Origin of the sequence: Caulobacter sp. NIBR1757, from assembly GCF_027912495.1 — a bacterium.
Classification (GTDB): domain Bacteria; phylum Pseudomonadota; class Alphaproteobacteria; order Caulobacterales; family Caulobacteraceae; genus Caulobacter.
On sequence record NZ_CP115463.1, the window covers coordinates 2,545,188 to 2,559,681 of the forward strand.

Genomic DNA, 14,494 nt, shown 5'->3' on the forward strand with positions numbered 1-14,494 from the left:
TGAAGCGCTCTATACCCTCGCCGGCAATAACGGTGGGAAACAGCTCGGAGCCCCTATGCCGCGTGCATTCGATGCGCGGGACGTCGAACGATCGCTTTTCGAAGCTCTGGTCGACGCCCGGGATACCCACGGCGCCAGGAAAGCCATTCTGGAAGACCAGAACCGCACGCCCCTCAGCTATACCGAGCTGATCCGGGCGAGCTTCGCGCTGGGCCGCAAGATCGCGCAGATCACAGAGCCCGGCGAGAAGGTCGGCCTGCTCCTGCCGTCGAGCGCCGGGGTGGTGGTGACCTTCTTCGGGCTGCACGCCTTCGGGCGCATCCCGACCATGCTGAACTTCACCTCGGGGCTGCGGAACCTGCGGGCCGCCTGCAAGCTGGCCGGGGTGAAGACGGTGCTGACGGCGCACGCCTTCATCGAGCAGGGCAAGCTGCACGATCTGATCGACGCCCTCGAGACCAACGCCAAGATCGTCTACCTGGAGGACGTCCGCCAGCAGGTCGGCGTGGCCGACAAACTGTTCGCCCTGGCCGCCAGCTTTGCGCCCAGGATGTTCGCGGCCAAGACGAAGCCCAGCGATCCGGGCGTCATCCTGTTCACCTCCGGCAGCTTCGGGGCTCCGCGCGGGGTGGTGCTGACCCAGGCCAACCTCGTGGCCAACGCCATGCAGGTGGCGGCGCATATCGACCTGCTGCCGCACTGGGTGATGTTCAACCCGCTGCCGACCTTCCACTGTTTCGGGCTGACCGGCGGGGTGATCCTGCCGATCCTGACCGGGATGAAGGCGTTCCAGTATCCCTCGCCCCTGCACACCAAGCAGATTCCGCCGCTGATCAAGGACTGCGGGGCCTCGATCCTGCTGGCCACCGACACCTTCGTGAATCAGTACGCCCGCTCGGCCGAGCCAGGCGAGCTGTCGGGCCTGGAGTTCATCGTCTGCGGGGCCGAGAAGGTGCGCGAGGAGACCCACAACCTGATCGCCGACCGCTTCGGCGGCGTGCCGGTGCTGGAGGGCTATGGCGCGACCGAGGCGGCGCCGGTGGTGGCGGTCAACAAGCCGGACGACAACCGCCGCGGCACGGTCGGCGGCCTGCTGCCGGGCATGGAGTACCGGGTCGAGAAGGTCGAAGGCATTCCGGGCGGCGGCAAGCTGCTGATCCGCGGGCCGAACATCATGGCCGGCTACCTGCGCGAGGACGGCGGCGTCGATCCTCCGCCCGGCGGCTGGCATGACACCGGCGACGTGGTCTCGATCGACGACAACGGCACCTGGATCACCATCAAGGGCCGGGTGAAGCGGTTCGCCAAGATCGGCGGCGAGATGGTCAGCCTGACCGCCGCCGAGGACCTAGCCGCCGCTGTGTGGCCCAACGAGCGCCATGCGGTGATCTCGATGCCCGACTCCAAGAAGGGCGAGAAGCTGCTGCTGGTCACCGACCGTCCCGACGCCGCCGTGGCGGCGCTGTTGCAGCACGCCCAGTCGATCGGCGCGCCCGAGCTGGCCGTGCCGCGCAAGATTTTGAAGGTTCAGGAGATTCCGGTGCTCGGCACCGGCAAGACCGACTATGTCGCGATCCAGCGCATGGCGGACGCTCAGGCCAAGGCCGCCTGATCAAAGGGGGACTACCGATGGACTTTCTGGCGCCACAGGCGAGCCGCGTGCTCAGCATCCTGCGTATCGTCGCCGCCCTGTCGTTCATGACGCACGGGCTGATGAAGATTTTCCATTTTCCGGTCCCGCAGATAGAGGGCGAGCTGCCGCCCATGCTGCTCGTCGCCGGCTGGCTCGAGATCGTCGGCGGCGGCCTGCTGGCGCTGGGCCTGTTCACCCGGCCGGTGGCCTTCATCCTGTCGGGCATGATGGCGGTGGCCTACTGCATGGCCCACTGGAACTTCGCCCTGCCGCCGGCGGCCGAGTTCTTCCCGCCGGTCAACAAGGGCGAGGCCGCCCTGCTCTACTGCTTCCTGTTCCTGTACCTGGCCTGCGCCGGGGGCGGGGTGTGGAGCATCGACACCGTCGTGCGCAAGAAGCCGTAGGGCTTCAGGCGTCCCGCGTCGCCCCGACCCGCTGGGCCAGCGACGCCGCCATGAACTGGTCGAGGTCGCCGTCCAGCACGCCGTCGGTGTCGCTGGTCTCGACGTTGGTGCGCAGGTCCTTGACCATCTGGTAGGGCTGCAGGACGTAGCTGCGGATCTGATGACCCCAGCCGATGTCGGTCTTCTGGTCTTCCAGCGCCTGGGCCGCGGCTTCCCGCTTCTGCAGTTCCAACTCGTACAGACGGGCGCGCAGCATCTTCCAGGCTTCCTCGCGGTTCTGATGCTGGCTGCGGCCGGCCTGGCAGGCCACGGCGATCCCGGTGGGGATGTGGGTCAGGCGGACGGCGGAGTCGGTCTTGTTGATGTGCTGACCGCCGGCGCCGCTGGCGCGGTAGGTGTCGGTGCGCACGTCGGCCGGGTTGATCTCGATCTCGATGGTGTCGTCGACCACCGGATAGACCCAGGCCGACGCGAACGAGGTGTGGCGCTTGGCGGCCGCGTCGTAGGGACTGATGCGGACCAGGCGGTGAACGCCGCCCTCGGTCTTCAGCCAGCCGTAGGCGTTGGGGCCGGTGATCTGCAGGGTCGCCGACTTGATGCCGACGCTCTCGCCGGAGGTCTCTTCGATCAGCTCGACCTTGTAGCCGTGCTGCGTGGCCCAGCGGCTGTACATGCGCAGCAGCATGTTGGCCCAGTCGCAGGACTCGGTGCCGCCGGCCCCGGAGTTGATTTCGACATAGGCGTCGTTGCCGTCAGCCTCGCCGGACAGCAGCGCCTCGAGCTGGGCGCGGTCGGAGCGCTCGCGCAGGGCTTTCAGCTGGGCGCGGGCCTCTTCGAGGGCGCCCTCGTCGGATTCCATGTCCGCCAGTTCGGCGTAGTCGACCGCGTCGTTGAGCTCGGTCTCCAGGGCGCGGACGGTGGCGATCCTGGCGGCCAGCGCCTGGCGTTCGCGCATCAGGGCCTGGGCCTCGCTCGGTCGGTCCCACAGGGTGGGATCCTCCGAACGGGCGTCAGTTATCGGGTCTTAGAGCCGGATCCCAGTCAAAGTCGCCTCCTGAGCAGGCTGATCGCCTGCTCGATGTCGGCCTTGGCGGCCTCGACATCCGGTCTCATGGAAAACTCCAGTGTTCAGTGCACAGGCGCCAAGCCGTGTGGAGGGGCCGATGTAAGGGTGGTCGGCCCTCAATACAATCCGCTTAGATCGTCCGGCACCTTGGGCTTGGGCGGCGCCTTCTGTTCCGGCGGCGGAGCGGCGGCCGGCGCGCTGAAGGCGCCCTCGTAGGGAATCGGGCCTTCGGGCTTGGGACCGGTCGGCAGGCCGACGTTGCCGCGCGGCTCGGTGCCGGGCCGGAAGGCCTCGCGGATGCCGCCGACCATGGCGAACTTGGCGGTCTTGGGCGGCTTGAACTCGGTGGGGGGCACGTCCTTGAGGGCGGTCTTCATGAAGTCGATGAAGATCGGCAGGGAGGCGACGCCGCCGACCTCGCCCTCGCCGAGGCCGCGGTTGTCGTCGAAGCCGACGAAGACCCCGACGACGATCTGCGGCGTGTAGCCGACGAACCAGGCGGAGCGATACTCGTTGGTGGTGCCGGTCTTGCCGGCCACCGGGCGGCCCAGTACACGGGCCTGGGTGGCGGTGCCGCGCTGGACGACACCCTCCAGCATGGAGGTGATCTGGTAGGCGGTGACCGGGTCGATGACCTGCTGGCCGCCCGGGGCGATGCGCGGGCTCTCGTCGCCGTTGAAGCCGGCGTTGCAGCGCGGACAGTCACGCTTGTCGGCGCGGAACAGGATCTTGCCCTCGCGGTCCTCGATCATCTCGATCAGGTGCGGATCGATGCGCCGGCCGCCGTTGGCGAAAGCGGCATAGGCGCCGGTGATCTTCAGGGGCGTGGTCTCCCCTGCCCCCAGCGCCATGGCCAGCACGGGCGCCATGTTGTCGGCGACCCCCATCTTGACGGCCAGATCGCTGACCTTGCGCATGCCGACGCCCTGGGCCAGGCGCACGGTCATGGCGTTGCGCGACAGCTCAAGGCCGCGGCGCAGCGGCATCGAGCCATAGTACTTCTTGTTGTAGTTCTCCGGCGTCCAGTCCTCGCCATTGACCGCCCCCTTCAGGGTGATCTGGGCGTCGGTGACCATGCTGGCCGGGGTGTAGCTGTCTTCCAGGGCGGCGGCGTAGACGAACGGCTTGATGGCCGATCCCGGTTGGCGCATCGCCTGGGTGGCGCGGTTGAAGTTGGACAGCGAGAAGGAATAGCCGCCGACCATGGCCAGCACCCGGCCGCTGTTGGGTTCGATGGCGACCAGGGCGCCGTTGACCAGCGGCACCTGCTTGAGGCGATAGACTCCCGGCGTCTTCTCGGCCGGTTCGACGAAGATCAGGTCGCCGGGGCTGAGGCCCTTGCCGGCCCGGGCCCAGGCGACATCCTCGGACGCCAGCGTGCCCGGCCCGTAGTCCTTGGCCGGCCGCACCTTGACCCCGCCCTCGACGCTCTCGACCACGGCGGCGCGCCAGTTGCGGCGCTCGGATGGCGGGGTCTTCTTGAGGGCGGCGGCTTCCCAGCCGGCGACGCCGTCGGTCGTGCCCCAGGCCCCCCGCCAGCCGTGGCGGCGGTCGTAGGCTTCCAGCCCGTTCATCAGGGCCACCCGCGCCGCCGTCTGGAGGTTGGAATCCAGCGTGGTGCGCATGTAGTAGCCGCCCTCGGTCAGGCGCTCGCCCATGGTGCCCAGGCCCCGGCGACGAACTTCCTCGACGAAATAGTCGGCGTCCTTGTACTTCGCCCGGCTGGGCGCCGACTGCACGATCAGGTCTTCCTTCATCGCCGCCTCGGCCTCGGCCTGGCTGACCCAGCCGAGCTCCGCCATCTGGCTGAGAATCCAGTTGCGGCGAGCGATGGCGTTCTCCTTGCGCCGCACCGGATGGTAGTTGTCCGGCCCCTTGGGCAGGCTGGCGAGGTAGGCCATCTCCGACAGGGAGAGGTTGTCGAGAGACTTGCCGAAATAGTTGTAGGCAGCGGCAGCGACGCCGTAGCTGCGGTAACCCAGCCAGATTTCGTTCAGATAGAGTTCGAGGATGTGGTCCTTGGTCAGCGTCTGTTCCAGACGTCGGGCCAGGATGGCTTCCTTCAGCTTGCGGCCAAGCGTGGCGTCGCTGGTCAGCAGGACGTTCTTGGCCACCTGCTGGGTGATGGTCGAGCCGCCTTCGAGGCGTCGCCCGCGCACCACATTGACCACGTTTCGCAGCATGGCCCGTCCCAGGCCCTGAACATCGACGCCGCTATGGTGGAAGAAGTTGCGGTCCTCGGCGGCCATGAAGGCCTGGACCAGGCGGGGCGGCATCTGGTCGTAGGGCACGAAGATGCGGCGTTCCTTGGAGAACTCGCCGATCAGGGTGCCGTCCCAGCCGTAGACCCGCGTCGCCGTCGGCGGGCGATAGTCGACCAGGTCGCCGGCGTCGGGCATGTCGTGGAACAGGACGGCCGCGTAGATGGCGATGGCGAAGCCGGCCACGGCGATGACGCCGAGCACGCCAATGCCCAATACGGCGACCCACCGCTCAGGTGGGTTGAACACCGGCCACACGCCCCGGGATTTCTTGTCCGACATGGGAATCCCTCTAGCGCGCCAGAGGGACGGCGCCAATGCGGCCTATCGCAGGCTCAGCGGGAAGCGATCTTCATGTCGCGCGAAAACCACCGGTCGATGGCGTCGCCGATGCTGTTCACCAGACGGGCGCGGCTGGCGGCGTTGTTCAGGCGGGCCTCGTCGCTGGGGCTGGTGATGAAGCCCATTTCCAGCAGCACGGCCGGCACGTCGGGGGCCAGCAGGACGATCAGGTTGCCGTCCCGGTGGCTGCGGCGCAGCATCGGGGTGACGTCGGAAATCTCGCTGACCAGCATTTCGGCGAACACCGCCGAGCGGTTCTTGGTGGCCCGTTGCGACAGGTCGAGCAGGATCTGACCGACGCCGCGATCACCGCCCGTAAGGTTGGCGTTCAGCAGCCAGTCGTCCTTGCCCAGCACCTTGCCGACCCGGCCCTCGCCCTTTTCGGAGAGGGTGTAGACCGAGGCGCCGCTGGTCGATTCGGGACCGGCGTCGGCGTGCAGCGAGATGAACAGGTCGGCGTCGGCGCGGCGGGCGATCTGCACGCGACCTTCGAGGGTGACATAGCGGTCGGTGTCACGGGTCAGGATGACGGTGTAGCGGCCGCTCTTTTCCAGCCGGGCCTTGAGCGCCTTGGCGGCGGCCAGGGTGACCTGTTTTTCGTGGACATTGGCGCCGATGGCGCCCGGATCATGGCCGCCGTGGCCGGCGTCGATGACGATGACCTTGCGGCCAGAGGGCCGGTCGGCCTTGATGACCGTCATGGCGCGGCGGGCCGCCTGTTCGACGGGCAGCGACTGGGCGGGACCGAGCGCCCTCGCATCCCTGGCATCGCGCGGGTTCACCGGCCCGCCGATGGCGCGCAGGTCGATGACATAGCGGTAGTGGTCGACACCGTCGCCGGGCGGCAGCAGGAAGCGGCGGGCGACCTGGGCCTTCTGGGCCAGTTCGATGTTGAGGCGGGCCGAACCGCCGGCGGTGACGACGGTCCAGCGGCGTACGACCCCCTGGCCGGCCCCCTTGAGGTCGCCGTTCACCCCCACCTTCGGGAAGGCGACGATGACGGTATTGTCCACCGCGCCATCGGAAATCAGCTTGCCGGAAACCGAACGGTCGAGGTCGATGACCAGGCGGGTCTCGGACGCATCACCGCCCAGCCGCACCTTCAGAATCCCGGCCGCCATGCCGGAGGCCTGCGCGAACGCGCCCGCGCCGAGGCCGACGACGATCAGACCGCCGGCGATCAACGCCGCCGTCCAACGCTTGCCGACCCTGCTCACGACCCCGCGCATTCTTACGCCCTGCACACCCGCCCATCCGACGATCGGGACCCTTATGCCCAGCCGGAGGTGGAGAAGGGGTTAAGGACGGTTAGGAATTTGCGCCGACAGCTCACTTTGGGGGCCCATCCGAACCAATCGGAGTCCGGGCGCGTTTACGCCGTTGGGACAATACCGAAGAGCCGCCGACGTATGAACGACCAGACCGTCGGGACGCCTGTCCCACCTTCTCCGCACGACCGCTGGCGCGCGATCGCAGAAGAGCTGAAGGTCGCCGGAGGCCGGCTCGCCAGGAGCCGCTGGACGCCTTACGCGGTCATTGCGCTGGGCCTGGCAATCATTTTCTTCGCCTATCTCAGCTGGTCCCTGCCGCTCGGCCGGGCGCTGGAGCCGTTCGAGACGCCGACGCTCGTCCTGGTCACCGCCGACGGCAAGCCGTTCGCGCGGCGGGGCTTCTACAAGGAGGCCCCGGTCGATGCGAAGGCGCTGCCGAAGCATGTGCCGGGCGCCTTCGTGGCCATCGAGGACCGGCGCTTCGCCTCGCACTGGGGCGTCGATCCCTGGGCCATCGGGCGGGCGGCGGTGGCCAATGCCAAGGGCGGCAAGGTGCGCCAGGGCGGCTCGACCATCACCCAGCAGCTGGCCAAGAACGCCTTCCTGTCCAATGAGCGCAGCCTGCGCCGCAAGGGCCAGGAGGCGATCATCGCCCTCTATCTGGAGGCGCGGCTGTCGAAGAACGAGATCCTGTCCCGCTACCTCTCCAGCGTCTATTTCGGCGATGGAGTCTACGGCCTGCGAGCGGCGGCCCGGAATTATTTCGACAAGATGCCCGAGGAGCTGACCCCCGGCGAGGCGGCCATGCTGGCCGGCGTCGTCAAAGCGCCGACGCGGCTGGCCCCGACCACGGACTTCGACGCGGCGAAAAAGCGGGCCGCCGTTGTGCTGGCGGAAATGGTCGACATGAAACTGGTCGGCGCCGACGAGGCGGGCCGGTCGCTGAAGGCGGTGAAGCTGAAGGGGTCGCGGTCGAAGCTGCCGGACGGCTCCTACTTCGCCGACTGGATCGCGCCGCAGGTCAGCCAGACCTTCCGGCGCGGCTATGGCGAGGTGAAGGTCTTCACCACCCTCGACTCCCAGATGCAGATCCAGGCCCAGCGGGCCGTGCGCAATGGCCTCAAGAGCGGCAAGGGCCGGCGGGTCGGCCAGGCGGCGCTGGTCGCCATGCGCACCGACGGGCGGGTGGTGGCGCTGGTGGGCGGCGCCGACTACCGCAAGAGCCAGTTCGACCGGGCGACCCAGGCCAAACGCCAGCCGGGATCGGCCTTCAAGCCGTTCGTCTATCTGGCCGCCGTTCGAGCCGGGCGGACGCCCTACAGCATGATCCTCGACGCGCCGGTGAAGATCGGAAACTGGAGCCCGCAAAATTACGAGGGCAGCTATGCCGGGGGCGAGATCACCTTGGCCGAAGCCTTCGCCAAGTCCTCGAACGTCGCCTCGGCCCGGCTGGTGCAGGAGGTGGGAACGAGCCGCGTGATCCGCGCGGCCCGCGACATGGGCGTCACCTCCAAGCTGCCCAACGACGCCTCCATCGCGCTGGGGACCGGCGAGATGACCCTGCTGGAGCTGACCGGCGCCTACGCCTCGATCGCCGCCGGCCAGGCGCCGGTCAGGCCGCACGGCCTGCTGGACGAGGCGCCAGGCGCGCCGGAGCGGCGGCTGTCGCGCGACGACCGCATGGCCATGCTCCAACTGATGCGCGGCGTCATCGAGCACGGCACCGGCACGGCGGCCAACATCAACCCGGGCGTCTATGGCAAGACCGGCACCAGCCAGGACTATCGCGACGCCTGGTTCGTCGGCTTCGCCGGCGACCTGGTGGTCGGGGTCTGGGTCGGCAACGACGACAACACCCCGATGAAGGGCGTCACCGGCGGCAATATCCCGGCCCAGATCTGGCGCGACTTCATGCGCTACGCCATGCGCCGGCCGGACTTCCCGCGCGCCACCGAGGTGATCGACCAGCCGCTGATGGATTTTGACGTCGCCGAGCTGGATGAGGGCACGATGGACGATCCCCAGCTCTATGAGGTCGATGAGTACGGCATGCCGCTGCCGCCGATAAACGGGCCGATGCCGGAGGATGACCCCATGGCCCTGCCGCCACCCGGGTACCGCGACCGCGACGACGGCCGCGATAGGGGCTATGGGCGGGACCGGGACTATGGACGCGACCGCGATTACGGGCGGGACCGGAACTTCAGGCGCGACCCCGAGGATCGGGCCGAACCGGACTACGGTCGCGCTCCGGAGCCACGCTACGACGACCGACGGGACGAACCGCGAGAGGGCGACCTGCGCCCCATGGACGAGGGGCCGCCGGATGAGGGCTACGAGGCGCCATGACGGCGGACGGCGCTAGAGGCGACAGTAATGGCGCAGCCCGTCCCGTCCCAGGTAGGTGCCGCTTTCGGCGTCGAAGGAGCGGTACTTGCGGGCGCAGGCGGCGATCCACTGCCGGTCTTCGAGTTTGACCTGGTCGCGCTGTTCCTCGCGGGACTCCGCCAGGGCCGCGCCGAGGACGAAGCCGAACAGGCCGGCGATGACCGCGTCGCCATGGTCGTCCTTGCGGCGACGCGGATGGCTTCGCTCGTAGCGCTGGCGGTATTCCCACTGGCGACGATCCCACCCGGGCGGCGGCGAGTGTCGGCGGTGTTGCGGTTGTTCGGCGCGAGGACGCCGATCCGGTTGGGCGCTGGCGGTCTGGACGACCGGGCCGAGGGCGCAGGTCAGCGCCAGGAGACCGACGATCAGGGGGCTTTTCATGGAGTGGCTCTCCTTTTGAGCCCCCACAGTCTGGGCCGTCGGCGCCGGCGGGCCTTGATCTGCCTCAATCCCGCCCTTCCCTTTGCTTGTCACATCAGGCTAATGTCCGCTTCGCGCGCCGCACCCCGCAACCGACGGGTTCGCTCCGCGCAACGCACAGGCTGGCGTCCGGCCTGGTTGGAGGAAGCTCCGACGCAAGGGCGCCGAACCGATCCGCATCCTGAGCGCCAGACCGGCGCACCCAGGAACAACAGAGACTTTCATGGGCCGCGCGCACGCTCCCCAACATTGTCCGCTTAGAGCCGCCCCCCTCGGGGCCGGGCTTGGCGACGTGCTGCGCGCCGATTCAACAGACCGGCGGCCGCGCCTCGAGCGCGCCAAGAGCCGGAGAGAGACAATCGATGACAAAGAAGATGCTCATCGACGCCGCGCACGCCGAAGAAACGCGTGTCGTCGTCATGGACGGAAGCCGGATTGAGGAATTCGACTTCGAAAGCCAAAGCCGGAAGCAACTTCGCGGGAACATCTACCTCGCGAAAGTGACCCGGGTCGAACCCAGCCTGCAGGCCGCCTTTATCGAATATGGCGGCAACCGCCACGGGTTCCTGGCCTTCAACGAAATCCACCCGGACTACTACCAGATCCCGCTGGCCGACCGCGAGGCGCTGACCCGCGAGCTGGCCGAGGACGACGACGAGCCGGCGCCGCCCAAGCGTGACCGCGGCCGTGGCCGTTCGCGCAGCAAGCCGGCGGCCCGCGAGGCCGATCCGAGCATCGAGGCCTCCGAGGACGGCGAACAGGCCGAGGCCTCGGAAGACAACGGCCACGATGAGTCGCATGGCGACCACGGCGACGATCACGATCACGCCGAGACCGTCAGTTCCTCGTCCGCCTCGGACGACGATGACGACGACATGGAAGAAGAGGTCGAGCGCCGTCGTCGCCGCCTCATGCGCAAGTACAAGATCCAGGACGTCATCCGTCGCCGGCAGATCATGCTGGTCCAGGTCGTCAAGGAAGAGCGCGGCAACAAGGGCGCGGCCCTGACCACCTACCTGTCGCTGGCCGGCCGTTACGGCGTGCTGATGCCCAACACCGATCGCGGCGGCGGCATCAGCCGCAAGATCGTCTCGGCGACCGACCGCAAGCGTCTGAAGACCGTCGTCCAGGGTCTGGGCGTTCCCAAGGGCCTCGGCCTCATCGTCCGCACGGCCGGCGCCAAGCGCACCAAGGCCGAGATCAAGCGCGACTACGAGTACCTGATGCGGCTGTGGGAGAACATCCGCGACACCACCCTGAACTCCGTGGCCCCCGCCCTCATCTACGAGGAAGAGGACCTGGTGAAGCGGGCCATCCGCGACCTGTTCGACAAGGACATCGACAGCGTCCAGGTCGAGGGCGAGGCGGGCTACAAGGAAGCCCGCGACTTCATGCGGATGATCATGCCAAGCCAGGCCGCCAAGGTGGTGGCCTATCGCGAGCCGACGCCGCTGTTCGTCGCCCACCGCATCGAGAACCAGCTCAGCCAGATCTACTCGCCGGTCGTGCCGCTGCGTTCGGGCGGCTACCTGGTCATCAACCAGACCGAGGCGCTGGTCGCCATCGACGTCAACTCCGGCAAGGCCACGCGCGAGCGCAACATCGAGGCGACCGCGCTGAAGACCAACTGCGAGGCGGCCGAGGAAGCCTGCCGCCAGCTGCGTCTGCGCGATCTGGCCGGGCTGATCGTCATCGACTTCATCGACATGGAGGAGTCGAAGAACAATCGCGCCGTCGAGAAAATCCTCAAGGACAACCTCAAGGACGACCGCGCCCGCGTGCAGATGGGCCGCATCAGCTCCTTCGGCCTGATGGAAATCAGCCGCCAGCGGCGCCGCACCGGCGTGCTGGAAGGCACCACCCATGTCTGCCCCCACTGTGAAGGCGTCGGCCGGGTTCGCTCGGTCGAGTCGAGCGCCCTGTCGGCCCTGCGCGCGGTGGAGATGGAAGCCCTGCGCGGCGGCGGCGAGCTCACGCTGAAGGTGCCGCGCGACGTCGGCCTCTACATTCTGAACGAGAAGCGCGCCCACCTGGCCCGCATCCACCATGTCCATCATCTGTACGTCACCATCCTGATCGACGAGGCCCTGGCCCACGCCGAGCATGAGCTGGAGCGCACGGCCCTGGGCGAGCACAGCATGCACGCCCTCGACACCTCGGTGCTGGCGCTGCCGGCCCACGGTCTGATCGATGACGACGACGACTTCGTGCCGCCCGAGGACGAGGAAGACGACGAAGAGATCATCGACGACGAGGACGAGGCCTCCGACGATCGCCCGGCCCGCCGCGAGGGCGCCGAGCGTGAGCCGCGCCGTGATGACGAAAGCCGCGATGGCCGTCGCCGTCGCCGCCGCCGTGGCGGTCGCCGCGAGGACGAGGGCGAAGAGCGCCCGGCCGCCGCCGCTGACGCCGCCGTGGGCGACGCCGAGGATGGCGACGTCGATCCGGAAGCCGGTGGCGACGACGAGTTCGACAAGGACGGACGCCGCCGGCGTCGCGGCCGTCGCGGCGGTCGCCGCAGCCGCGAGGAAGATCGTCCCAAGGACGGCTTCGCCTGGGCCCGTCCGCGCGTGCCGTTCGGCGACGATCCCTTCCAGTGGCATGACCCGGCTACCCTCGAAGGCGGTGGCATGCTGAGCGTCCGCGATCCCGATCACGCCCCGGCCAGCCCGGTGCTGGTTGAGGGCGACGAGGGTCCGGTCGCCGAGCGCGGCGAGCGTCCCGAGCGCGAGCGCGGCGAACGAGGCGGCCGTGGCCGTCGTCGTGGCCGCGATCGTGACCGGGGTCCGCGCGAGCCGCGTGACGCCGTCGCCGCCGAAGGCTCCGACGTCGTCGAAGCCGTCCTGCCGGCCGAAGCGTCCGCGCCGGTGGAAGCGATGATCGATCCGCCGATCTCGACCCTCGCCGCTGGCGAGCCCTTTACCGACGAGGTCTGGGTCGAACTGCCGGTCGAGGAGCCGGTGAAGAAGGCCCGCAAGAGCCGCGCCAAGCCGAAGAAGGCAGAGGAGGTGGTGGAAGCCGCCCCTGAAGCCCCGGCGGAAGCGGTGGAAGCTGCGCCGGAACCGGTCATCGAGACCCCGGCCCCGGCGCCCGAACCGGTCGTCGTCGCCGCGCCGGAGCCCGCTCCGGCTCCGGAACCGGAGGCGCCGGCCGTGCCGGATCCCAACGAAATCACCGCGCCGCCGGAAAAACCCAAGAAGGGTTGGTGGCGCCGGTGATCAACCCGCACTAGTCTTGAGTACCGCGCGGGGGCGCAATCGGAGTAACGTGACCTGATGAGTTCCCGCGCTTTCTCCCCCTGGAAGCCGCTTCGCGCGGCGATCTGCGGCCTGACGGCGGCCAGCCTTGTGTTGTCCGCCGGCCTGCCGGCCTTTGCCCAGGATGATCGGGTCTCGCTGCTGCGCGATACCGAGATCGAGGAAATCCTCCACGCCGAGGCCGATCCGCTGATCGCCGCGGCGGGGATGACGCCCAAGGACGTCACCATCCTGCTGGTCGGCGACAAGAGCCTCAATGCCTTCGCCACCCAGGGCCAGGTGCTGGGTTTCAATGCCGGCCTGATCCTCGAGACCGAGAACCCCAACCAGCTGAAGGGCGTCATGGCCCACGAGGTCGGGCACCTTGCCGGGGCTCACCCGTTGCGCTCGGGCGACATGCAGAACGCCGGCCTGCGGCCGATGCTGCTGACCATGGGCCTGGGCGTGCTGGCCATGCTGGCCGGGGCGCCGGACGCCGGGGCCATGCTGATCGGCAACTCCGGCTACTTCGGCACGCTGGGCGCCCTGGGCTTCAGCCGCGAGCAGGAAGGCCGCGCCGACCAGGCGGCGGTCGGCTTCCTTGAGAAGACCGGCCAGTCCAGCAAGGGCCTCGTCGAGTTCTTCGACAAGTTCCGCTACCAGGAAGTCTTCCAGGAGGCCCGCCGCTTCCCCTATTTCCGCAGCCACCCGCTGTCCTCCGAGCGCATCGAGATGTTGCGGGCGCGGGTCGAGCAGCAGCCGCACTACAACGTCGTCGACTCGCCCGCCGACATCGAGCGGCACGAGATCATGAAGGCCAAGATCGTCGCCTTCACCCAGCCGCAGGTGGCGCTGATCAAGTACGGCGAGACCGACAAGAGCTATCCGGCCCGCTACGCCCGGGCCATCGCCTACTACCGGATGAAGGACGTCAACCGCGCCGTCGGCATGGTCGACGCCCTGCTGACCGAGCAGCCCGAGAACGCCTACCTGTGGGAACTCAAGGGCCAGATGCTGTTCGAGTTCGCCCGCGCCAAGGAGGCCGAATACCCCCAGCGCCAGTCGGTGAAGTTCAAGCCCGACGCCCCTTTGCTGCGCATCAACCTTGGCCAGACGCTGATCAACCTCGACGATCCGGTGAAGCGTGACGAGGGCATCGAGATGCTCAAGCGCTCACTGCTGCACGAGGATATCCCGGACGCCTGGCGTCTGCTGGCCCAGGCCTATGACGCCAAGGGCGAGGAGGGTCTCGCGCGGCTGTCGACGGCCGAATACTACTACAGCCTGGGCGGCCTGACCGAGGCGCGCGGCTTCGCCATGCGGGCCCGCGATCTGCTCGACAAGAACAGCATCGGCTGGCGCCGGGCCACCGACATCGTCCTGACCGCCAATCCCAGCCGCGAGGACCTCAAGGACCTCGCCAAGGAAGGCGTCATGGCCCGCCCCTAGGGCCGGCCCGCTCCCATCAAGACC

Annotated in this window: 8 protein-coding genes and 1 pseudogene; 5 read left to right on the forward strand and 4 right to left on the reverse strand. The window is 68.5% G+C overall.

What is annotated here, in order from left to right:
* Positions 1-55: 55 nt before the first annotated feature.
* Positions 56-1,612, forward strand: coding sequence for an AMP-binding protein (locus O5I81_RS12600; RefSeq protein WP_271065231.1), 1,557 nt, complete (start codon positions 56-58; stop codon positions 1,610-1,612).
* Between the two features lie 17 nt (positions 1,613-1,629).
* Complete coding sequence (locus tag O5I81_RS12605) at positions 1,630-2,037, forward strand: DoxX family protein (protein WP_271065232.1); 408 nt, start codon at positions 1,630-1,632, stop codon at positions 2,035-2,037.
* 4 nt (positions 2,038-2,041) lie between these two features.
* On the opposite strand, the pseudogene prfB reads toward O5I81_RS12605, so the two are convergent.
* The 3 genes and pseudogenes from prfB to O5I81_RS12620 form a co-directional block, all read right to left on the reverse strand.
* Positions 2,042-3,150: pseudogene (gene prfB / locus O5I81_RS12610) on the reverse strand (peptide chain release factor 2).
* Between the two features lie 69 nt (positions 3,151-3,219).
* The gene (locus tag O5I81_RS12615) at positions 3,220-5,646 is read right to left on the reverse strand and encodes a penicillin-binding protein 1A (protein ID WP_271065233.1); all 2,427 of its coding nucleotides are present in this window, start codon (positions 5,644-5,646) and stop codon (positions 3,220-3,222) included.
* A 53-nt stretch (positions 5,647-5,699) separates the two neighbouring features.
* Complete coding sequence (locus O5I81_RS12620; RefSeq protein WP_271065234.1) at positions 5,700-6,935, reverse strand: N-acetylmuramoyl-L-alanine amidase; 1,236 nt, start codon at positions 6,933-6,935, stop codon at positions 5,700-5,702.
* Positions 6,936-7,115: 180 nt separating this feature from the next.
* Here O5I81_RS12620 and O5I81_RS12625 point away from each other — a divergent pair, with 180 nt between their 5' ends.
* Positions 7,116-9,326, forward strand: coding sequence for a PBP1A family penicillin-binding protein (locus tag O5I81_RS12625; protein ID WP_271065235.1), 2,211 nt, complete (start codon positions 7,116-7,118; stop codon positions 9,324-9,326).
* Positions 9,327-9,338: 12 nt separating this feature from the next.
* Here O5I81_RS12625 and O5I81_RS12630 read toward each other — a convergent pair whose 3' ends face one another.
* Positions 9,339-9,746, reverse strand: a complete 408-nt coding sequence (locus tag O5I81_RS12630) for a BA14K family protein (RefSeq protein ID WP_271065236.1) — start codon at positions 9,744-9,746, stop codon at positions 9,339-9,341.
* A 401-nt stretch (positions 9,747-10,147) separates the two neighbouring features.
* Here O5I81_RS12630 and O5I81_RS12635 point away from each other — a divergent pair, with 401 nt between their 5' ends.
* Entirely contained in the window at positions 10,148-13,003 is a 2,856-nt protein-coding gene (locus O5I81_RS12635; protein WP_271065237.1) for a ribonuclease E/G, read from the forward strand.
* A 57-nt stretch (positions 13,004-13,060) separates the two neighbouring features.
* Positions 13,061-14,470, forward strand: a complete 1,410-nt coding sequence (locus tag O5I81_RS12640; protein WP_271065238.1) for a M48 family metalloprotease — start codon at positions 13,061-13,063, stop codon at positions 14,468-14,470.
* Positions 14,471-14,494: the final 24 nt, after the last annotated feature.